The sequence below is a fragment of the Bartonella sp. AP21QHHD genome (assembly GCF_042196205.1).
Classification (GTDB): Bacteria; Pseudomonadota; Alphaproteobacteria; order Rhizobiales; family Rhizobiaceae; genus Bartonella.
The window spans coordinates 65,963-88,223 of sequence record NZ_JBHIPT010000100.1 but is presented as its reverse complement, the minus strand read 5'-3'; the positions used below and the strand labels follow the sequence as shown (position 1 = coordinate 88,223).

Genomic DNA, 22,261 nt, shown 5'->3' with positions numbered 1-22,261 from the left:
TGTAAAAATTGTCTTTTATAAAGTTTACTTAACAAAATGTGCAATATTTATGTAAATATGGAGAATAGGCTGAAAGCTTCAACCGAAAAAATAAAGCGTATTAAAGAAAAAGTAAATATGTCCCTTGAAAAGGCTGATACCTTGAAACAAACAAGCGCTTCAGATGTGAGCCAAGTTGTTTTGATTTTCGAAAATAATAAATATGCAAAAGCAGTTTTTGGTAAATTTGACGAAAATCTCGCTTATATCGAAAAAAAACTCGAACTTAGTATTCATCCGCGTGGTAATGAAGTCTTAATCCGTGGAAATATTTCTGTTATAAAACGTGCGCAATATGCATTGCAGCAGCTTTATGAACGTGCCAAAACACATCAAGAGCTCACTTTATCAGATATAAAAGGAGCGATTGCTATGGCAAATATACCAAAGAAGCAGAAAGAAGACACAATAACACACAAATCTGCAACGAAACGTATAGCAGCTCGGTTGAGTACCCATAAAAAAATAATTCATGCAAGAACTCCAACACAAGACGCTTACATAAGTGCTATGGAGCATACTGAACTTGTGTTTGGTGTAGGACCAGCAGGAACAGGAAAAACGTATCTTGCTGTTGCTCATGCTGCAATGCTTCTAGAACGTGGTATCATTGAGCGAATTATTCTCTCACGTCCGGCTGTTGAAGCTGGAGAACATCTTGGTTTTCTTCCCGGTGATCTCAAAGAAAAAGTCGACCCATATTTACGACCACTTTATGATGCTCTTTATGATATGATGCCCGCTGAAAAAATAGAACGCATTTTAGCCTCTGGTGTCATAGAAATTGCTCCTCTCGCCTTTATGCGCGGACGAACACTTGCCCATGCTGCTGTTATTCTTGATGAGGCACAAAATACTACGCCCATGCAAATGAAAATGTTCCTCACACGTCTTGGAGAAGGAACACGTATGATTGTTACCGGTGACGTAAGCCAAATTGATTTGCCTACAGGGCAAAAATCAGGTCTCATTGAAGCAATTCGCATTCTTTCAAATGTAGAAAATATTGCAATTGTGCATTTTGATGAAAAAGATGTTGTACGCCACCCACTTGTTGCTGCTATCGTTCGTGCTTATGATCGTGATTCCGAAATACAAAATAAAAAAAAATCATTCGCATGCGATGCATTAAAAAATGAATTTGATTCATCATGATTATTATTGATATAATGATTAAAAGCGCAGGGTGGAATGATGAGAAAATGCTTTATAATATCACTGAAAAAGCATTAATGGCAACTATGCATCATGTTTCATTGGCAAATGTTGTAAGCGAGATTAGCCTGCTTTTTACGGATGATGAACATATGGCACAAATCAATGCACAATGGCGCAACAAAAACAAATCTACTAATGTATTATCCTTTCCTGCTTTTCCACTTAAAGCTGGAAATCGACCTGGTCCCATACTCGGTGATATTATTATTGCCCGAGAAACTGTTGTTTTCGAAGCAGAGAAAGAAGGAAAAACATTTCAAGACCATTTAACACATATGATTGTTCATGGTATCTTGCATCTGCTTGGTTATGACCATGAAACTGATGATGAAGCATATAAAATGGAAAAGCTCGAAAGAGAAATTCTTCAAAAGCTTTCCATAAAAGATCCTTACGCATAATTGTCTATCAATGATAAAATTTAACTTTTAAAATCAATATTACCAGCATACCATTTAAAGCCTCTTATTTATCTATTATAAAAAAGAAAGTCTAAAAGATTTCAAAACCATGGCAAACAAAATAAATGCACAAAATAATAGTCAAGCATCTTCTAATAATGAAAAAGACCCCTCTCAACAGACGAATCATACAGAGAAATATTCCCTGATGAATCATTTATTTTCATTCTTACGGGGTCGTAATTGTGCATCTACGTCACTGCGCGATGATCTTACCGTTGCACTCACGACTAACAATGAAAAAGATACCGCCCTCTTCTCACCTGAAGAACGTACTATGCTGCATAACATTTTACGCTTACGTGAAGCACGCGTGGATGATGTTATGATACCTCGTTCTGAAATCGAAGCATTAGAAATAAACACCTCTCTTGGAGAAACCCTTAAATGTTTTGCAAAAATTGGTCATTCTCGTATCCCCGTTTATGCTGAAACTTTAGATGATCCGCGCGGCATGATCCATATCCGCGATATTCTTAACTACATCACTCGCTTTATTATCAACCCAACAAAAACCGAACAAAAATCTGATTTGCTTCAATTAAACCATACAGACTTGCATACTCCAATCGGTGAATTGGATTTGATCCGAACAGTTCTCTTTGTTCCCAGTTCTATGCTTGCAAGCAAATTATTAACACGGATGCAAACTACACGAACTCAAATGGCTTTAGTTATTGATGAACATGGAGGAACAGATGGTCTCGTTTCAATGGAAGATATTGTTGAGTTAGTCGTTGGGGATATCGAAGATGAACATGATAATGTCGACAATGCTATCGTACGTGAACCAAATAATAAATGGCTCGTTGATGCAAGAACTGAACTAGAAGATGTGGAGAAAGCTCTTGGTCCTGATTTTATCGTAGGGGAATATGGTGATGAAGTTGATACTATTGGTGGTTTGATCGTCTCAATTCTTGATCGCATTCCTGCTAAAGGTGAAATTGTCGAAGCTGTACCTGGCTATAGATTTCGTATTTTAGAAGCTGATAAACGCCGGATTAAACGATTGCGCATTTTTCGCATTCCCAAAAATGAGAATCTTGAGAACAATGCCATCCCTAAAGAATAGTCCAGTATTTTTAAACAATTTCATCGTTTTTTTGTTCTCTGTTACAGGCTGGAAGCGCCAAGCATGGATATTTCTGTGTGGTGCTCTTACTTCTTTTGCACTTCCACCCTTTTATTTAACGCCTCTTTGCTTTTTAACTTTCCCTCTCTTTATTGTTTTACTTGACTCAATACGGGCCACCAAAAACAATAAAAAACATTTTTTTACTTACGCTTTAAGCTGTGGAACCTTTGGTTTTAGTTATTTTATTTGCGGCCTTTGGTGGCTATGCAATGCTTTGTTAACAGATCCAGATTCTTTTGGTTGGGCAGTCCCATTAGCCATTTTATTCCCTCCACTCTACCTTTCTCTTTATTGGTTTTTTTCTGGTTTCATTGTCGGTTTATTATGGACAAAAGGAATAGCACGCTTTTTTGTTTTAGCCTTTGCATTAGGATTATCCGAGTGGTTGCGTGCGTTTTTATTCACAGGATTTCCATGGAATTCTCTTGGCTATACAGCCATGCCAACCCCAATGTTCATGCAATCTGATGCAATCGTAGGACTTTACGGAATGAATATTCTTGCTGTCTTAGCCTACAGTTTGCCAACTGTTTTATTAACGGATGAAAAAAAGAAAGTGGCACTTTCTCTTTGCTTATCACTTATATTCATTCACTGTGGTTTTGGGTTTTATCGTCTTCATACTATAGAAAACACAACTGAAGATCAAAAAAGTGCTTATTGGGTGCGCATTGTTCAACCGTCCATCCAACAAAATATAAAATTGCGTGATAATACACGAGAATCTATGTTGGAAGCACATATGAAGCTAAGTGCAACGCCAACAACCGATCAAAATTCAGAACCCGATTTTATCGTATGGCCTGAAGCTTCCGTTCCTTACCTTCTCTATGATAATTCATCTATCACAATGCGCATTGCCTCTCTTTTAAAACCTAAACAATGGGCTATTGTTGGAGCAATACGCGCCAGCAATGATCTACCTCATTCCCAAACACAATATTTTAATACAATTGCAGTCATTAATGCTCAAGGTAATATTTTAAATACTTCCGATAAACTTCATTTGGTTCCTTTTGGTGAGTATCTTCCTTATCAGAGTTTATTGAAAAAAATTGGATTGCGTACCCTTGCTGATAATATTGGTGGATATAGTGCTGCAAGTGTGCGCAAAATTGTTACAATGCCAAACGGATTTTCTTATCTACCCTTAATTTGTTATGAAGCAATATTTCCCCATGAAATGACTTTTAAAGGCTCCCCACCTCAAGCAATTATTAATATTACAAATGATGCATGGTTTGGTGTAACACCTGGACCCTATCAACATCTTCAACAAGCACAGCTTCGTGCCGTTGAACTGGGAATCCCCCTCATACGGGCCGCCAATAATGGCATATCAGCTGTTATTGATTCTTATGGACGAATCGTTGTAGCTCTTCGACAAAATGCTGTGGGCATTATTGATTCACAAGTTCCATCATCCATTACCCCTATAGGAAGCAATGAATACAGAACTTTCTCTACTTTTATCTTATTCATCCTTATGCTATTGTGTCGTATTGGTTTTGGTTTTACAAAACAGCTTAAATGATTCAAGTGCCCTTTGTACGGTATTGTGTTGCGTGTACCAGTGATATTGGGAAAAAATATTACATATTGTTTTAATTATATGATAAATCAACTGCGCATAAATATGATGTTGGTTTAGAAGAAAAATGCTGGAAATAAAGAGTTGCATTATGACCGAAACTAGAAAAAAACCTGACCCTATAGATATCTATGTTGGAACTCGTATCCGTTTACGTCGTAATATTTTAGGACTCACTCAAGAGAAACTAGGCGAAAAATTAGGAATTACTTTTCAGCAAATCCAAAAATATGAAAAAGGAACAAACCGTATTGGTGCCAGCCGTCTTCAAGCGATAGCGGAAATTATGGATGTTCCTGTTTCTTACTTTTTTGATAAAGGTATTACCTCCCAACAAGTAGAGGGTTTTGCTGAAAGTGAACACAATTTTATAGACTTTTGTTCTAGCAGCGAAGGGATTCAGCTCATGCGCGCTTTTACAAATATATCTGATGCTAAAGTGCGTCGAAAAATTATTGACTTGGCAAAAGCACTTTCTGAGGAAGATTTGACAAATAAGTTATAAATTAAAATTATATCTTTTCTCTTTTATTCATATACATTTGCATTGACTATTTGCTGTAGAATTAGCAAATGGTGACGACTTTAGTAAGCAATTGATTAAATCGTTGGTTTTCTTTTTTGAAGGAGTTCCTATGCCGCATCAAGATTATCTTTTTACGAGCGAATCGGTATCGGAAGGACATCCTGATAAAATTTGTGATCGTATTTCCGATGAAATCGTTGATATGATCTATAAAGAAGCTGAAAAGACTGGTACTGATCCATGGTTAGTACGCGTTGCCTGTGAAACTCTCGTCAGTGTCAACCGTGTTGTTATCGCTGGTGAAGTACGTGTTCCCGATACGCTATTAAAAAAAGATAAAAATAAAGAATTCATCTATGATGAAACTAGCTTTCCACTCATTAATCCTACACGTTTTCGTACAGCAGCGCGCCGTGCTATTCGTACCATTGGCTATGAACAAGCAGGCTTCCATTGGAAAACTGTTAAAATTGATGTTCTTTTGCGCCCACAATCAGCTGATATAGCAAGAGGGGTTGATAATGCTACGGATCGGCATGGTGAAGAAGGAGCGGGTGATCAAGGTATCATGTTTGGATATGCTTGCCGTGAAACACCTGATCTCATGCCTGCGCCAATTTATTATGCGCATAAAATTCTCAAACTTCTTGCCGCAGCTCGTCATAAAGGAGAGGGAGAAACTGGAAAATTAGGACCAGATGCTAAAAGCCAAATAACCATACGTTATAAAAATGGAAAACCGATAGAGGTCACATCCATTGTTCTTTCAACGCAGCACCTTGATGAAAGCTGGGATTCCAATAAAGTACGTACAGTGGTTGAACCTTACATTCGCCAAGCTTTACATGACATTCCCATTGCAGCTCAATGCAGTTGGTATATTAACCCAACAGGAAAATTTGTCATTGGAGGCCCTCAAAGCGATGCCGGATTAACGGGACGCAAAATTATTGTGGATACTTACGGAGGTGCAGCACCCCATGGAGGCGGTGCTTTTTCAGGAAAAGATACAACAAAAGTTGATCGTTCTGCTGCCTATGCGGCACGCTATCTGGCTAAGAATATTGTTGCTGCTCATTTAGCAGAGAGATGCACCATTCAACTCTCCTATGCAATTGGTATTGCACAACCTTTATCTATTTATCTTAATCTTCATGGAACAGGAAAAGTCGATGAAAAGGTTATTGAAGAAGCCATCCGCAAAATAATGGACCTTTCACCTACCGGCATTCGAAAACATCTTGACCTCAATAAACCTATTTATGCGAAAACAGCTGCCTATGGTCACTTTGGTCGTAAACCAAAACACGATGGTTCGTTTTCATGGGAAAAAACTGATCTCGTGAAAACGCTTCAAACAATGATCCAAATCCCATGATTAAACATAATATACGTAAGAGTGAAGCATTTTTTGGACGCCGACAAGGAAAACAACTTCGAGACAGTCAGCTTACACGTATACAAATGCTTCTCCCCAGTTTGAATATTGATTTAAATGTCCCTCCTCCCTTAAACCTTACATCCTTATTTTCAAGCAAAGTAAGAGAAATTCGACTTGAAATCGGTTTTGGTGGAGGTGAACATTTACTTCATGAAATGGCATATTTTCCAAAAACCGGTTTTATCGGCGTCGAGCCCTTTATCAATGGCATGGCAAAAATATTATCGTCTCTTGAACAGCATCAAAACCATCAAAATCGTCTTCGCCTCTATAATGATGATGCTACACGCCTTCTTGATTGGCTCCCTGATAACTCGCTTGATGGAATAGACCTCTTCTATCCTGATCCTTGGCCGAAAAAGAAACACTGGAAACGACGCTTCATCAACATAAAAAATCTTAACCGTTTTGCTCGTGTTCTTAAAATAGGAAAATTTTTTCGCTTTGCTAGCGATATAGACAGTTATGTAAACTGGACTTTGTATCATTGTGCACAACATGATCACTTTGAATGGAAAGCAGAAAGCCCTCAAGACTGGAAACTCCCTTATCCACTATGGAGCGGAACCCGCTATGAAGCAAAAGCTTTACGCGAAGGACGAACGCCTGCCTATCTTACCTTTATCAAGAAATAAATGATCAAGCGCTTTTCTCATAAACAACTTGAAAAATTTTGAATTTAAGAGTATCAATAGTTAAATTCTTGGTCTTATGATGAAGAGTGGGCCGTTGGACCCGCTCTTTTTTAATATCATAAAACTGATGAAACCAACTCGGATAAAATGTATGAACGAAGCTGAAAAAATAAGCAATCTTGACGAACCGCGCCTGTTTGAAGAAGATGGTATCGAAGCACAGGTTGCTGCTCTTGTCATACCACTACTTAAACCTTTAGGTTTTCGTTTGGTTCGTGTAAAACTTCTTGGTCAAAATGGTTTAACACTTCAAATTATGGTTGAACGTGCCGATGGTTCTATGACCATAGAAGATTGTGAAACTGTTAGTCGAACTGTTTCTCCCCTCCTTGATGTACAAAATGTTATTGAACGCAAATATCATTTAGAAATCTCATCACCTGGAATTGATCGTCCATTGGTAAGAAAATCTGATTTTTTTCATTGGCAAGGGCATCTTGCAAAAATTGAAACCAAAATAACAATTGATGGGCGCCGAAAATTTCGTGGGACACTTACAAATATCACGCAAGATGGATTTATTTTAAACACTGATAAAGCTGCTTATGGAGAAGCCATGTATACCCCTATTTCCTTTTGTGATATCATAAATGCGCATTTAGTGCTTACCGATGAGCTTATTCGCGATGCATTGAAACAAAATAAAGATTTAAGTCAACAATTCATTGCCGAAGAGAACGCTAACGACTCTATACAGACGCTCAATTTCAAAAAATAATATCACTGGGAAATACCCATCGTGTGGCACAAAGAAGGAGAAAATTGATGGCTACAAGCGCTAACAGGCTTGAGATTCTGCAAATTGCAGATGCTGTTGCACGTGAAAAGTCAATCGACCGTGAAATTGTCATTTCTGCGATGGCTGATGCTATTCAAAAAGCAGCACGTTCTCGTTATGGTCAAGAAACCAATATTCGTGCTGAAATCAATTCTAAAACAGGTGAAATTAAATTACAGCGCCTGCTTAAAATCGTTGATGTCGTTGAAGACTATACAACGGAAATTACTTTGTCTGATGCTCTCAAACGTCAAGCAGAAGCAAAAATTGGTGATTTTTTTGCTGATCTTTTACCTCCTATGGATTTTGGACGTATCGCAGCACAATCTGCTAAACAGGTTATTGTACAAAAAGTACGCGATGCAGAGCGCGATCAGCAATATGAAGAATTCAAAAATAAAGTTGGTGAAATTATTTCTGGTACAGTTAAGCGTGTGGAATATGGTAACGTCATCGTTGATCTAGGACGCGGTGAAGCTATTGTTCGCCGTGATGAATTAATTCCTCGTGAATCATTCCGCTATGGAGATCGCATTCGTGCTTTTGTCAATGATGTACACCGTGAAACGCGTGGTCCGCAAATTTTCCTTTCACGCACACATCCCCAATTTATGGTAAAACTTTTCACTATGGAAGTACCAGAAATTTATGATGGTATTATAGAAATCAAATCTGTTGCTCGTGATCCAGGTTCACGGGCTAAAATCGCCGTTATTTCACGTGATGGTTCCATTGATCCTGTTGGAGCATGCGTTGGAATGCGAGGAAGTCGTGTACAAGCTGTTGTTGCTGAATTACAAGGCGAAAAAATTGATATTATTCCTTGGTCGCCTGATGCGGCAACATTTGTCGTTAATGCACTGCAACCTGCTGAAGTTTCTAAAATCATCCTTGATGAAGATGCTGAACGGATTGAAGTTATTGTGCCAGATGATCAACTTAGCCTTGCTATTGGACGACGTGGGCAAAATGTTCGCTTGGCTTCGCAACTAACAGGATGGAACATTGATATTTTAACGGAAAAGGAAGAATCTGAAAATCGTCAAAAAGAATTTACTGAACGGAGTAAATTGTTTATGGAAGCCTTAGAGGTTGACGAAATGATCGGACAGGTTATGGCATCAGAGGGTTTTTCTTCTATTGAAGAAATCGCCTATATTGATCTTGAAGAAATCGCTTCTATTGATGGTTTTGACCATGATACCGCCGCTGAAATCCAAAGTCGTGCCCGCGAATATCTTGATCATCAAGAAAAAGAACTTGATGAAAAACGCAAAAAGCTTGGAGTTTCTGACGAATTGCGAACACTTCCTGGAATGACAAGTGCTATGTTGGTTGCTGTAGGTGAAGATGGTGTAAAAACAATAGAAGACTTTGCTGGCTATGCCGTTGATGATTTAGCTGGTTGGAGAGAACGTAAAGAAGGTCAAACACAGAATTTTTCTGGTATTTTAACCCCTTTTGACATTACACGCGCAGATGCAGAAGCTATGGTTTTAGCCGCACGTGTACAAGCAGGCTGGATAGACCAAGCTGATCTTGTTACAGAAAGTCCTGTAGAAGATGAAAATTCTGCAGAAAATGAAAAAACAGATGATTTGGATGTGGATACACTTTAAATGAACGAACGGACTTGCATTGTGACCCGAAAAAATGCTTCAGCACAAACGCTGATCCGTTTTGTTATTGGTCCCAATAACCAAATTGTTCCTGATCTTAAAGCGAATTTACCAGGGCGTGGCGTTTGGATTTCTGCCCATCACGCTGTTATTGAGAAAGCAATCAAACAGAAAGCTTTTCATAGAAATTTTAAAACAGATGTTGAGGTTGCACCAAATCTTGTGCATATTGTTGATACGCTTTTACTAAAAGCCGCTCTTTCAAGCCTTTCCATGGCACGAAAAGCGGGAGCAATTGTTATGGGAGCAACAAAGGTTGACGCTGCTATCCGCTCTGGTAAAGTTATTCTTGTACTTCATGCTAAAGAAGCAACAGAAGATGGGAAACGAAAAATTGCACAGGCCATCCATTCAATACAACAACAAACAAATCGGACTATAAAAACCATATCTTTATTTACAAGTGATGAAATGCGAGTGGCTTTTGGCTCTAATCCTGTAATGCACGCGGCCTTACTGGACACAAAAGCTGCTGAAGGATTTCTCAAAACAACATGTAAATTGATCAGCTATCGTGACGACAAGCATAGTAAGTCTAGTGAGATGACGGCACAAGCCGTGAAGGAAGTACAATGAGTGAAAATAACAACGACAAAACAACCGTCAAGAAGACACTAACTCTCAAGAGGTCTGTCTTGGAAACGAGCACGGTTAAACAAAATTTTAGTCATGGCCGTACGAAGGCTGTCGTTGTCGAAACCAAACGGCGTAAAATTACGCGACCTGATGAAAAAGCTGAAACCCTACAGCCCATTACAAAGCCGCATGTGGCCCCCCAGCGTTCTAAACCGCGTTTTGAGGGGAAAAAGCCTCAAGAATCTGTGACCAAAAGCAATCTTTCATCAACTGAAATGGAAGCGAGACTTCGCGCGTTAGAAGAAGCACATATCCAAGAAAAAATAACGCGAGAACAAGCCGAAGAAGAAGCAAGACGCGCTAAAGAGCGTGAAGAAATTTTACAGAAAGAAATTAAAGAAAAAGAAATACATCTCCAACAAGAAGAAGAAATATTGCCAGTACAGACTCCACCTGTTCCCCCTCTCATTGAACAGACAGATATTCCTATTGCGCCTAAACACACAACCGTGGTTGAAAAACGCAAAATAGATGACAATAAAGAGGAAGAACGGCATAGTCGACGTGCTAATCCTGCTAAATCAGAAATACGTGTACCCAAAGTTGTCAAAGGAGCTGATGAGCGGAGACGCGGAAAGCTAACTCTGAATAGTGCACTGGATGAAGAAGGAAGCGCACGTGGGCGCTCAATGGCTGCAATGCGGCGTAGACAGGAAAAGTTTAAGCGTGCACAAAATCAAGAACCAAGAGAAAAAATTTCTCGCGAAGTTGTTCTTCCTGAAACGATTACCATTCAAGAGCTCGCACAACGTATGACTGAGCGTTCTGTTGATGTGATTAAATTCTTGATGAAACAAGGACAAATGATGAAACCTGGCGATGTTATTGATGCAGATGTTGCCGAACTCATCGCTGTTGAATTTGGCCATACTGTTAAACGTGTTTTAGAATCTGACGTAGAAGAAGGTATTTTTAATATAATAGATAATCCTCAAAACATGCAGCAGCGCGCCCCTGTTGTAACCATTATGGGCCATGTTGACCACGGAAAAACTTCTCTTTTGGATGCTATTCGTAAAGCAAATGTTGTTTCTGGCGAAGCAGGAGGTATTACGCAGCATATTGGTGCCTATCAAGTAGAACAAAACGGTCAAAAAATTACCTTTATTGATACACCAGGTCATGCTGCATTTACCGCTATGCGTGCACGCGGAGCTCGTGTTACTGATATTGCTGTTCTCGTTGTAGCCGCTGATGATAGTGTTATGCCTCAAACGATTGAATCAATCAATCATGCGAAAGCTGCTGGTGTACCTATCATTGTTGCTATCAACAAAATTGATAAACCAGCTGCGAATGCACAAAAAGTGCGTACAGAACTTCTACAACATGAAGTGTTTGTTGAAACTATGGGCGGAGAAACTTTGGACGTTGAAGTTTCTGCTAAAACTGGTCAAAATCTTGATAAACTTCTCGAAGCTATCCTTCTTCAAGCTGAAATGCTTGATCTGAAAGCAGATCCTCAACGAACTGCAGAGGGCGTTATCATTGAAGCCAAATTGGATCGCGGACGTGGGTCTGTTGCAACAGTTCTTGTTCAAAAAGGTACATTACACCCTTCTGATATTATAGTTGCTGGAAATGAATGGGGTCGTGTACGTGCTTTGATTGACGACCATGGCCGCCATGTCAAAGAGGCCGTTCCCTCTACACCAATTGAAATTTTAGGCATGCAAGGAACACCACAAGCCGGAGATCGTTTTGCTGTTGTCACACATGAAGCAAAAGCACGTGAAATTTCTGAATATCGGCAACGATTAGCACGTGATAAAGCTGTTGCGCGGCAAACTGGTTCGCGTGGTTCTCTTGAACAGATGATGACAAAATTGCAAACGACTGGTGTTAAGGAATTTTCTCTTATTATAAAAGGAGATGTTCAAGGATCAATTGAAGCAATCGCTTCAGCATTGGAAAAACTCGGAAATGACGAGGTTCGTGCGCGTATTGTACATTCTGGTGCTGGAGGAATTACCGAAAGTGATATTTCTCTTGCAGAAGCTTCTAACTCTGCTGTAATTGGCTTTAATGTTCGAGCCAATAAGCAGGCACGTGATTTTGCTAAAACACAAGGAATTGAAATTCGTTATTACAACATCATTTATGATCTTGTTGACGATATCAAGGCTGCTATGTCTGGATTACTCTCACCAGAACAGCGTGAAACTTTCCTTGGTAATGCTGAAATTCTAGAAGTCTTTAACATTACAAAAATTGGAAAAGTTGCAGGATGTCGTGTTACAGAAGGTAAAATAGAACGAGGAGCCGGTGTTCGCCTTATCCGCGATAATATCGTTATTCACGAAGGAAAGCTGAAAACACTCAAACGCTTTAAGGATGAAGTCAATGAAGTGCAAAGTGGTCAAGAATGTGGGATAGCCTTTGAAAATTATGAAGACATGCGTGCAGGAGACATCATTGAGACCTTCCGTATCGAACATATTAATCGCACATTATAAAATAATCCAATAACTTTCCTCATTTCACGACAGAGTTAAAGTGATTGGATTTTATACACAATATCTCTTTTTCCTTATCTAAATGGTCAAAAAAGAGATCTTGTAGCAAGGATAAAACTTTGATGAAAAATGCAGGGCCATCACAACGGCAACTTAGAGTAGCAGAGCAAGTACGTCATGCAATAGCGCATATATTACAGCGTGATATTTTGCTTGATGATATCTTAAAAGATATTGTTATTTCTGTCTCTGAAGTACGCATGTCACCAGATTTAAAAATTGCTACTTGCTTTGTATCACCTCTCAGCACTCTTAAAAATGCTTCTCATACCGATGTTGTTGATACCCTCAATAAACATAGTCGTTTTCTCCGTGGAGAAATCAGTCATGCGTTGCGACAAATGAAATATATGCCAGAACTGCGTTTCCGACTTGATAATAGTTTTGATAATTTTTCAAAAATTGATGCCCTCCTTCGCTCGCCTGAGGTTGCGCGCGATCTTCACCATAGTGATACAGATGAGGATTAAAGATATGGCGCGGCAACACAAGAAAAAGAGGCGTCCTGTTTCTGGCTGGGTCATATTTGATAAACCAAAAGGAATGAAATCAACAGAAGCTGTCTCACAAATCAAATGGCTCTTCCATGCTCAAAAGGCAGGACATGCGGGTACACTTGATCCTCTTGCTTCTGGTCTCCTTCCCATTGCATTGGGCGAAGCAACCAAAACCGTCCCTTACGTGATGCAAGGCAAAAAAACTTACCGTTTTCATATTGCTTGGGGGCAAGAGCGCTCAACAGATGATTTAGAAGGAGAAATAACGAAAACTTCTCTCATACGTCCAACACAAGAAGAAATACTTGCTCTTCTTCCTCAATATACAGGTGTTATTTTGCAAACACCTCCACAATTTTCAGCAATCAAAATTGCTGGAAATCGTGCCTATGATTTAGCGCGTGAAGGGGAAGTTGTTAAAATTCCGCCCCGTGAAGTGGAAATAGAAACTTTCAAGTTATTAGAAATGCCTACTAAAGAGCATTCTGTCTTTGAAATAACCTGCGGAAAAGGAACTTATGTGCGCTCTTTAGCACGCGATATGGGACGTGATCTCGGTTGCTATGGGCATATTGCTGATTTAAGACGTATTGCCGTCGCACCTTTTGATGAAGAAGATCTCATTACATGGGAGGAACTAAAAGCGGCCATTCCGCCAAATAAAAACACTACAGATGAGAATAATCGTTCTTTTGAAAAAAACTTCTCAACACTCGATGGGCTCTTAATTGACACAAGCGCCGCATTGGATTGCCTCCCTCACTATATTCTTAATGAAACTCAAGCACAGAGAATTATAAATGGTCATTCTATCCTCTTGAATCATCATAAAATACCTCTTGATGAAGAGGAAGTTTGTGTCCTCTATAAGGAACAACTTCTTGCTATTGGCATTCTCGACAAAAGTCTATTTAAACCAAAGCGGATTTTCTCAATTTAATCGATTCTTTTCCACAACCACCTTTTGCGGAAAGATATTTTTCTCTATCAATTAAGAAAAATATGGTGCTTTTCATTGTCTATACTTACCGTATTCATATCAAAATTTAAGTCAGTGCTATAAGCTAACACCACCACACACTTTTTCCTCTTAATGTTGCAACAATCCTTGCATTTCAAGAGATTCATAAGTGGCTTTTTATTTCTTTTTCAATCGTTTTTTACTCACATTTTAATCCTCGTTTGTAATGTGCAAGCGAAGATGTAGACTGATTTACTCTAAATAGATTTGAAACGAGAAAAGCTTAAGATTTTTAAGACTATCACTCAACATGAAAATGGCAAATAATCATTATAAATCAATTAATTAACTATTAAAACAGCAATTTTTTGTTATTGTACTTATGCTAACAAATTAATCGAAATAACATTAACATAATTAATATTTACAAAAACTGTTTTAACTTTAAGGGAGATGATCAGAGGAAACTTTTAAAAGCATCTCATTGGCTTGAGGTATTGTTTGGCGTTCAATCATACGGTGCACTCTTATACCGTTAGGAGCACAATTTAAATGACGCAGACGTTTATTGACTTCTGCATCCGCTTTTGTGCGACGATGATTATGGCGTAAATAATCTACCCATGTTGGCATATGATAAGCCTCTGTCCAATATTCAGGTCTTTCAAGATCTCGTAAAAGGACCCACTGACGCGCACCATCACGTAATCGAATATGGCGTCGACGCGTCATCACTTTGAGAAACTCTTCGAGTTCATTTTCATGAATTTGGTAATCAATCATTATCATGATCGGGCCACTTCTTGCTTTGAGGTCGAGTAATAGTTCCGGCTCTCTAAAATGATCAAGAGGATTTAAATCTATCTGAGGAATTTCTTGAATTCTAAATTTTACCCCTGCAAGAGCACCAAAAATCAAGAATAAAGAACAAACGCTCAAAGCAATTGTTGGAGAATAACCATCAGCCAAAACTCCCCAGATTGCACTTCCAATAGCCATCCCCCCATAAGATGCCGTTTGATAAAGTGCTAAAGAACGTGCAACAACCCAGCGTGGTGTAGATAGTTGTACAGATGTATTAAACAATGATAATGCCAAAACCCAACATAACCCTGCAGGAAATAAAGCAATATGGCTTATAATCAGGGAACGGCTGATTCCCAATAAAAAGCAAGAAAAGGCAAAACCAATAAATGCACTTGCAATAATTGTTTCTGAACGAAAATGATGCCGTACAACTGCATTAATAATACCTGCGGTCATGGCTCCTAACCCAAAACAACCGAGCAATGTACCATAAAGAAGGGCACTTCCTCCAAGAACTTTATGTGCAACAATTGGCAAAAGTGCTAAAATCGAAATTGCTCCTATACCGAAAAGGAACGCTCGAACCATAATACTTAAGAGATTAGGTGACATCGCAACATAACGCAAACCATCTGAGACAGCTCCTAACAGCCTTTCTCGTGGTAATGAGTTGTTTTCATAATTCGACTTCCAGAAAAACAACGCACCAATAAGAGGAATATAGCTTATAGCATTAAACAAAAAAGCAGCCGATGCCCCTAAAGTTGCAATAATGGCACCACCAATAGCAGGACCAACACTCCGCATCAAATTAAAGCCAACACTATTCAAACTAACAGCAGCAGGAATATTTTCCCTGCTCACAATATCTCCTATCGTTGCTTGCCAAGAAGGATTATAAAAAGCTGTGCCACATCCAATCAAAAACGTAAAACATAACAAAAGCCAAGGTGTTAGAAATCCCATATAGGCTAAAACAGATAAACTCATCGATATGACCATCATCATAATCTGTGCACACAACATAATTTGACGCCGATTAAAATTATCAGCTAATGCCCCTGCCATCAAAGAAAACATAACAAGTGGTAATGTTGTGGCACTTTGAACGAGCCCAACCATGGAATGCGAAGAACTAATCAACGCCATTAACCACCCTGCTCCAACAGCCTGTATCAGCCCCCCTAAATTAGAAATAAGAGTAGATGACCATAAATTTCGAAATACCGAATTACGAAAAAGTTTTAATGTTGAAATGCTCTGCATCTTTTTCCTCCAACGGTATTTATCACTTTTGTTACCACACACACGCGCTCATAATCTTTGTATCAAAAGGATGCATAATTGTTTAAAAAACTTCTCATAAAACTCTATTTAAATCAATATTTCAAAACAAAAGCTTTTATTTAAAGAAAGACTTCAAAATGCTGTCAAGGACTAGTATTTTAACCTTCTTTCCTATATAAGAACGAAAATAGGTAAGAGTCTTCGACTTTTCCTGTTTTCTCACAGACCCTTGCTGAACGACATCTCGGCTATGGGTGGCTTTATGTTTCTTCGTTTTTGGAAAGGATAATACGATGTCGATTACAGCTGAACGTAAAAAAGCTCTTGTCGCAGAATACGCAAACAAAGTTGGTGATACAGGATCACCAGAAGTGCAAATTGCTGTACTTTCTGAACGTATTTCTAATTTAACAAACCACTTTAAATCTCACAAAAAAGATAATCATTCTCGTCGTGGTCTTTTGAAGATGGTATCTCAACGTCGGCGTCTTCTTGATTATCTTAAAGGAGTTGACCAAAATCGTTATCAGACACTTATAAAGAAGTTAGGTTTGCGTCGCTAAAAGAAAAATGGAAGTGATATTTAAAAAACACCCATTTTTTCAACGTGTTGCTTTTAATTAAAAATTTTAAAAACTGATAAGTTATTATGGGATAGAACTGCTCATCGTTTCGCATTTAAGCAGTTTACTTCTCTTTTCTTGCAACAAAGATAAAAAGTATGTTGTCCACCCCAGATCTTGGAAGTATGCTACGCAAAACCAGAATGTGAGCAATCAAAGATTTAAACACTGGTCATTAAGGATAAAAAATGTTCAAAACGCACAAGATAGAAATTGAATGGGCCGGGCGTCCGCTCACCCTTGAAACAGGGAAAATAGCGCGTCAAGCTGATGGTGCAGTGATTGCTACCTATGGAGAAACGATTGTCTTAGCTACCGTTGTATCGGCCAAAATCCCAAAACCAGACCAGGACTTTTTTCCACTCACCGTTAATTATCAAGAAAAATCCTATGCTGTTGGTCGAATACCTGGGGGCTATTTAAAACGTGAAAGTCGACCAAGTGAAAATGAAACTTTGGTTTCACGTTTGATTGATCGCCCAATTCGTCCCCTTTTCGTTGAGGGATATAAAAATGATACACAAGTTATTGTTTCCGTTATACAGCATGATCTCGAAAACAATCCCGATATCCTTGCGATGATTGCATCTTCTGCGGCATTGACCCTGTCAGGTGTTCCTTTCATGGGGCCTATAGCCGGTGCCCGCGTTGGCTATTGTAATGGACAATATATTCTTAATCCTCATATCGATGAAATGCCTGAATCAAAACTTGATCTTGTTGTTGCTGGAACAGAAAGTGCTGTTTTGATGGTTGAATCAGAAGCACAAGAATTACCGGAAGATATCATGTTGGGGGCCGTAATGTTTGGTCACAAAGGCCTTCAACCTGTCCTTGATGCCATTATAAAGCTTGCTGAAGTTGCTGCAAAAGATCCTCGTGATTTTGTTCCTGAAGATCTTTCTGAGCTTGAAAAAGCGATGCAGAAAATGGCAGAACAGGATATACGAAAGGCTTACACAATTACTGATAAGCAAGAACGTTATGCTGCAATTGATGCACTAAAGACAGAAATCCTCAATAAATTTATGCCAGAACCAGAAAAAGACTGTCAATTTAGTGCAGATCAAATTGCAACCGTATTTAAACAGTTGCAAGCAAAAATTGTTCGCGGAAACATTCTTGATACCCAAAAGCGGATTGATGGACGCAATCTTTCTACCGTACGCCCTATCCAATCAGAAGTAAGTATTTTACCCCGCACACATGGATCAGCACTCTTTACCCGCGGAGAAACACAAGCGATTGTCGTTGCAACATTGGGAACTGGTGAAGATGAACAATATGTTGATTCTTTGACAGGAATGTATAAGGAAACATTCCTTCTCCATTACAATTTTCCACCATTTTCAGTGGGTGAAACGGGACGCCTTGGTTCTCCAGGTCGTCGTGAAATTGGACATGGCAAATTGGCATGGCGGGCAATTCACCCCATGTTACCAACGAAAGAATCTTTTCCTTATACCATTCGTGCTGTCTCAGAAATCACTGAATCCAATGGCTCTTCTTCTATGGCAACGGTTTGTGGAACCTCACTTGCTCTTATGGATGCTGGTGTTCCTCTAGCACGCCCTGTTGCTGGTATTGCTATGGGCTTGATTAAAGAAGGAGAACGCTTTGCTGTTCTTTCTGATATTTTAGGGGATGAAGATCATCTTGGAGATATGGATTTTAAAGTCGCAGGAACAGAAAATGGTATTACTGCCTTGCAAATGGATATCAAAATTGATGGTATTACCGAAGAGATTATGAAAATCGCGCTTGAACAAGCCAAAGGTGGACGAATCCATATCCTTAATGAGATGGCGAAAGCTTTAACCAGTGCACGTGCTGAGCTGAGTGAATTTTCTCCACGAATCGAAGTTATGAATATTTCTGTCGATAAAATCCGTGATGTTATCGGCTCTGGTGGTAAAGTTATTCGGGAAATCGTGGAACAAACTGGAGCAAAAATTAATATTGAAGATGATGGTACCATTAAAATTGCTTCTGCTGATGCTAAAACCATTGAAGCAGCAAAACGTTGGATCCATTCTATTGTCGATGAGCCTGAAGTTGGTGCTATCTACCAAGGAACAGTTGTAAAAACTGCAGAATTTGGTGCATTTATAAACTTCTTTGGTTCTCGTGATGGACTCGTTCATATCTCTCAGCTTGCATCAGAACGCGTCACCAAAACAACAGATATTGTAAAAGAAGGTGACAAAGTTTGGGTTAAATTAATGGGCTTTGATGAGCGTGGAAAAGTTCGGTTATCAATGAAGGTCGTTGATCAAACAACCGGAAAGGAAATCACCAGTGATAAAGCGATGAATGAAGAAAAGTGCGTGGATGAAAAAAAACAACCTGAAAATAAGCGCCGCCGTAAGAAAGAAGAGTAAGTTTTTCCTCTTATCGTATCATGAAATGCCATCCCAACATTGGAGTGGCATTTTTCTTTGAAAGAGTCATATGTGTTATTATTTTTGCCTTTTGAAAATCATGAACTCCCGTATCCTGATCCAAACCAGTGTTGGCTAAGTTTTGGTTTAACAGAAATCCCAGCTCCAGAATGGGCACAAAATTTAAAAGTTATTACGCCTTGGCGACCAGATTTTTTAAAATTTGTCGATACTCAATTTCACTGCTCTCCTCAAATAGATAAAACTTTCAGCTATGATGGTGCATTTTTACATTTGAGCAAATATCGTGGTTTGAACCAAAATTGTTTTCTTGATTTATTAGAATGCGTTAAACCCAATAGATGGATTGTAATTAGTGGGGATAAAACTGCTGGTGCTGCTTCAATGATGAAATGGGTCAAAACAATTGTTCCCATCACCAATAAATTGTCTAAAAATCATGGTCTTGTATTTTGGTTGCAAGTTCCTCAACAAATTGAGAGACATAACATTGCGCAATTGCGCTCACCACCGCTCACTTTTGGTAAATTTCAAACCACTTCTGGTATGTTCTCACACGGACGTATTGATCCAGGATCTGCTGCGCTTGCTTCTTATATGCTCAAAATTATTTCTGGAAAAACGGCTGATTTTGGTGCTGGATGGGGTTATCTTTCTCACGTTGCGCTTGAAAGAAGTGAAAAACTCACCGCTCTCGACCTTTATGAAGCAGACTACAATGCTTTGAGAGCAGCAAAACAGCACCTTAAATCCATAACAGCTCCTTTTCCAATTCATTTTTATTGGCATGACCTTGTACATGAACCTGTCACAAATCTATATGACACAATCATTTCAAATCCACCGTTTCACACACAACAAACAACAGATGTTTCATTAGGAAAAAATTTTATTATAAATGCTGCAAAGTGCTTAAAGCCAAGCGGCAGTCTGCTTTTTGTTGCAAACCGCCACCTGCCTTATGAAACATTATTAAAAAATATTTTCCGCACAGTGTTGATACATGAACAAGCCCATGGTTTCAAAATTATCGAAGCACGCAGATAAACAGAACAAGCAATAACTTTCAAAGAATAAAACGTGAAAGATCGATATCAGCAGCAAGCTCGCCAATAGATTTTCTCACATAAGCAGCATCAATTTTAAACGATGTTCCAGCTTTATCAGGTGCAGTGAAAGAAATCTCATCCAAAACGCGCTCCATCACTGTTTGCAAACGACGTGCCCCTATATTTTCAATCCTTGCATTTAAATCTACAGCAATATCTGCTAAAGCATCAATTGCATCATCGGTAATTTCCAAATGAACCTCTTCCGTTGCCATAAGAGCGATATATTGTTTAATCAAACTAGCTTCTGGTTCCGTTAGAATGCGCCGTAAATCTTCCCTTGTTAAAGGGTTCAGCTCCACACGGATGGGCAAACGTCCTTGAAGTTCCGGTAATAAATCAGATGGCTTGGAAACATGAAATGCACCTGAGGCAATAAAAAGAATATGATCTGTTTTGATTTGCCCATATTTTGTAGCAATTGTTGTTCCTTCAACCAAAGGCAAAAGATCCCGTTGAACGCCCTCACGCGAAACCGCAACACTTGCTCCACCATCCCTGGTTGCAATTTTATCAATTTCGTCGATAAAAACAATACCGTCATTTTCAGCAACACGAAGCGCCTCTTGAATAATTTGCTCCTGATCAAGGAGTTTTTCAGATTCATCATCAATGAGCGGTTTAAAAGAATCCTTTACTGTCGTCTTACGGACTTTTGTACGACTGCCCATTTTGCCCAAAATATCTGATAAATTCATAATACCCATTTGTGCCCCAGGCATACCAGGAATATCAAAGGTTGAAGCACTATTGCTATTATTATCGGCGACTTCAATTTCAATCTCTTTCTCATCCAATTCACCTTCACGCAATTTTTTACGAAAACTATCACGGGTAGCAGGACTTGCTGTTTTACCAACAAGGGCGTCTAAAACGCGCTCTTCAGCATTCACGTGAGCCTTTTCTTTTATTTCATCCCGTTTCTTTTCACGCACAAGAGAAATGGCAATTTCAACAAGATCTCGAATAATTTGCTCAACATCACGTCCCACATAACCAACTTCAGTAAATTTAGTCGCTTCTACTTTAACGAAGGGTGCTCCAGAAAGTTTTGCTAATCGACGTGCAATACCAGTTTTACCAACTCCTGTTGGCCCTATCATTAAAATATTTTTTGGCATAACTTCTTCACGCATCGGCTCATCAAGCTGTTGCCTACGCCACCGATTGCGCAATGCAATAGCTACAGAGCGTTTGGCATCATTTTGGCCAATAATAAAACGATCAAGTTCAGAAACAGTCTCACGAGGGGAAAATACAACACACATTTAAATAGCTTTCTCTAAAGAAGATAATTCTGCATCCAATGTTTCAATCGTAAAATGATCATTGGTGTAAACACAAATTTTAGCGGCAATAGCCATAGCTTTACGAGCAATAGTTTCTGCATCCAAATCCAAATCCATGAGTGCACGCGCTGCTGAAAGAGCAAAATTTCCTCCAGAGCCAATTGCCATAACCCCATCTTCTGGCTCTAAGACATCACCAAGCCCTGTTAGAGCCAAAGTTACTTTCTTATCAGCCACGAGCATCATTGCTTCGAGACGACGCAAATAGCGATCTGTTCTCCAATCTTTTGCAAGTTCCACACAAGCACGCATAAGCTGATCAGGATATTGTTCAAGCTTTGTTTCCAATCTCTCCAGTAATGTAAAAGCATCTGCCGTAGCACCTGCAAAACCAGCAATAACCACTCCGTTCTTTCCAAGACGACGCACTTTACGTGCATTGCCTTTCATAATTGTCTGTCCAAGAGAGACCTGACCATCACCGGCCATCACGACTTTTCCACCTTTTCGTACCGTAATAATTGTTGTACCATACATTATGTCTGGCTTATGTTCTGTCATAAGGAAA

Annotated in this window: 19 protein-coding genes; 16 read left to right on the top strand and 3 right to left on the bottom strand. The window is 39.1% G+C overall.

Going from position 1 to position 22,261, the window contains the following annotated elements:
- Positions 1-69: 69 nt before the first annotated feature.
- The 13 genes from ACFIMC_RS06265 (at position 70) to truB (ending at position 14,155) form a co-directional block, all read left to right on the top strand.
- Positions 70-1,194, top strand: coding sequence for a PhoH family protein (locus tag ACFIMC_RS06265; RefSeq protein WP_375613339.1), 1,125 nt, complete (start codon positions 70-72; stop codon positions 1,192-1,194).
- The gene (gene ybeY / locus ACFIMC_RS06260) at positions 1,191-1,658 is read left to right on the top strand and encodes an rRNA maturation RNase YbeY (protein ID WP_375611807.1); all 468 of its coding nucleotides are present in this window, start codon (positions 1,191-1,193) and stop codon (positions 1,656-1,658) included. Before ACFIMC_RS06265 ends, ybeY begins: the two co-directional genes overlap by 4 nt.
- 109 nt (positions 1,659-1,767) lie before the next feature.
- Entirely contained in the window at positions 1,768-2,793 is a 1,026-nt protein-coding gene (locus ACFIMC_RS06255) for a hemolysin family protein (RefSeq protein WP_375613314.1), read from the top strand.
- On the top strand, positions 2,756-4,390 hold the full coding sequence (lnt, locus tag ACFIMC_RS06250; protein ID WP_375671922.1) for an apolipoprotein N-acyltransferase: 1,635 nt from the start codon (positions 2,756-2,758) through the stop codon (positions 4,388-4,390). The genes ACFIMC_RS06255 and lnt overlap by 38 nt, the downstream gene beginning before the upstream one ends.
- Before the next feature lie 148 nt (positions 4,391-4,538).
- Positions 4,539-4,952, top strand: coding sequence for a helix-turn-helix domain-containing protein (locus tag ACFIMC_RS06245; RefSeq protein ID WP_375611810.1), 414 nt, complete (start codon positions 4,539-4,541; stop codon positions 4,950-4,952).
- Between the two features lie 130 nt (positions 4,953-5,082).
- Positions 5,083-6,351 (top strand): methionine adenosyltransferase, encoded by a 1,269-nt coding sequence (metK, locus tag ACFIMC_RS06240; RefSeq protein WP_375613312.1) that lies wholly within the window; start codon positions 5,083-5,085, stop codon positions 6,349-6,351.
- Positions 6,348-7,049, top strand: a complete 702-nt coding sequence (locus ACFIMC_RS06235) for a tRNA (guanine(46)-N(7))-methyltransferase TrmB (RefSeq protein WP_375613311.1) — start codon at positions 6,348-6,350, stop codon at positions 7,047-7,049. Before metK ends, ACFIMC_RS06235 begins: the two co-directional genes overlap by 4 nt.
- Before the next feature lie 151 nt (positions 7,050-7,200).
- Positions 7,201-7,827, top strand: a complete 627-nt coding sequence (rimP, locus tag ACFIMC_RS06230) for a ribosome maturation factor RimP (RefSeq protein WP_375680808.1) — start codon at positions 7,201-7,203, stop codon at positions 7,825-7,827.
- Between the two features lie 47 nt (positions 7,828-7,874).
- Positions 7,875-9,506, top strand: a complete 1,632-nt coding sequence (gene nusA / locus ACFIMC_RS06225; protein ID WP_375630009.1) for a transcription termination factor NusA — start codon at positions 7,875-7,877, stop codon at positions 9,504-9,506.
- Positions 9,507-10,142, top strand: a complete 636-nt coding sequence (locus ACFIMC_RS06220) for an RNA-binding protein (RefSeq protein ID WP_375630008.1) — start codon at positions 9,507-9,509, stop codon at positions 10,140-10,142.
- A complete protein-coding gene (gene infB / locus ACFIMC_RS06215) occupies positions 10,139-12,658 on the top strand; it encodes a translation initiation factor IF-2 (RefSeq protein ID WP_375671921.1) in 2,520 nt (839 codons plus the stop codon). The genes ACFIMC_RS06220 and infB overlap by 4 nt, the downstream gene beginning before the upstream one ends.
- A gap of 122 nt (positions 12,659-12,780) precedes the next feature.
- Positions 12,781-13,188 carry a 30S ribosome-binding factor RbfA gene (gene rbfA, locus ACFIMC_RS06210; protein ID WP_375613309.1) on the top strand — a complete coding sequence of 136 codons (408 nt, stop codon included), beginning with the start codon at positions 12,781-12,783 and terminating at the stop codon, positions 13,186-13,188.
- Positions 13,189-13,192: 4 nt separating this feature from the next.
- The gene (truB, locus tag ACFIMC_RS06205) at positions 13,193-14,155 is read left to right on the top strand and encodes a tRNA pseudouridine(55) synthase TruB (RefSeq protein WP_375671920.1); all 963 of its coding nucleotides are present in this window, start codon (positions 13,193-13,195) and stop codon (positions 14,153-14,155) included.
- Between the two features lie 465 nt (positions 14,156-14,620).
- Here the strand turns inward: truB and ACFIMC_RS06200 are convergent, their stop codons facing one another.
- Positions 14,621-16,249 (bottom strand): MFS transporter, encoded by a 1,629-nt coding sequence (locus tag ACFIMC_RS06200; protein ID WP_375639495.1) that lies wholly within the window; start codon positions 16,247-16,249, stop codon positions 14,621-14,623.
- A 314-nt stretch (positions 16,250-16,563) separates the two neighbouring features.
- On the opposite strand from ACFIMC_RS06200, the gene rpsO reads away from it, so the two are divergent.
- The 3 genes from rpsO to ACFIMC_RS06185 all read left to right on the top strand — a co-directional run bounded on the left by rpsO (position 16,564) and on the right by ACFIMC_RS06185 (position 20,342).
- On the top strand, positions 16,564-16,833 hold the full coding sequence (gene rpsO, locus ACFIMC_RS06195; protein ID WP_375611819.1) for a 30S ribosomal protein S15: 270 nt from the start codon (positions 16,564-16,566) through the stop codon (positions 16,831-16,833).
- Positions 16,834-17,081: 248 nt separating this feature from the next.
- Positions 17,082-19,274 (top strand): polyribonucleotide nucleotidyltransferase, encoded by a 2,193-nt coding sequence (gene pnp / locus ACFIMC_RS06190; protein WP_375638359.1) that lies wholly within the window; start codon positions 17,082-17,084, stop codon positions 19,272-19,274.
- A 72-nt stretch (positions 19,275-19,346) separates the two neighbouring features.
- The gene (locus ACFIMC_RS06185) at positions 19,347-20,342 is read left to right on the top strand and encodes a class I SAM-dependent methyltransferase (protein ID WP_375668317.1); all 996 of its coding nucleotides are present in this window, start codon (positions 19,347-19,349) and stop codon (positions 20,340-20,342) included.
- 19 nt (positions 20,343-20,361) lie between these two features.
- Here the strand turns inward: ACFIMC_RS06185 and hslU are convergent, their stop codons facing one another.
- Both hslU and hslV read right to left on the bottom strand, forming a co-directional pair.
- Positions 20,362-21,672, bottom strand: coding sequence for an ATP-dependent protease ATPase subunit HslU (gene hslU / locus ACFIMC_RS06180; RefSeq protein WP_375611822.1), 1,311 nt, complete (start codon positions 21,670-21,672; stop codon positions 20,362-20,364).
- Positions 21,673-22,254, bottom strand: a complete 582-nt coding sequence (hslV, locus tag ACFIMC_RS06175) for an ATP-dependent protease subunit HslV (protein ID WP_012754621.1) — start codon at positions 22,252-22,254, stop codon at positions 21,673-21,675.
- Between the last annotated feature and the right edge of the window lie 7 nt (positions 22,255-22,261).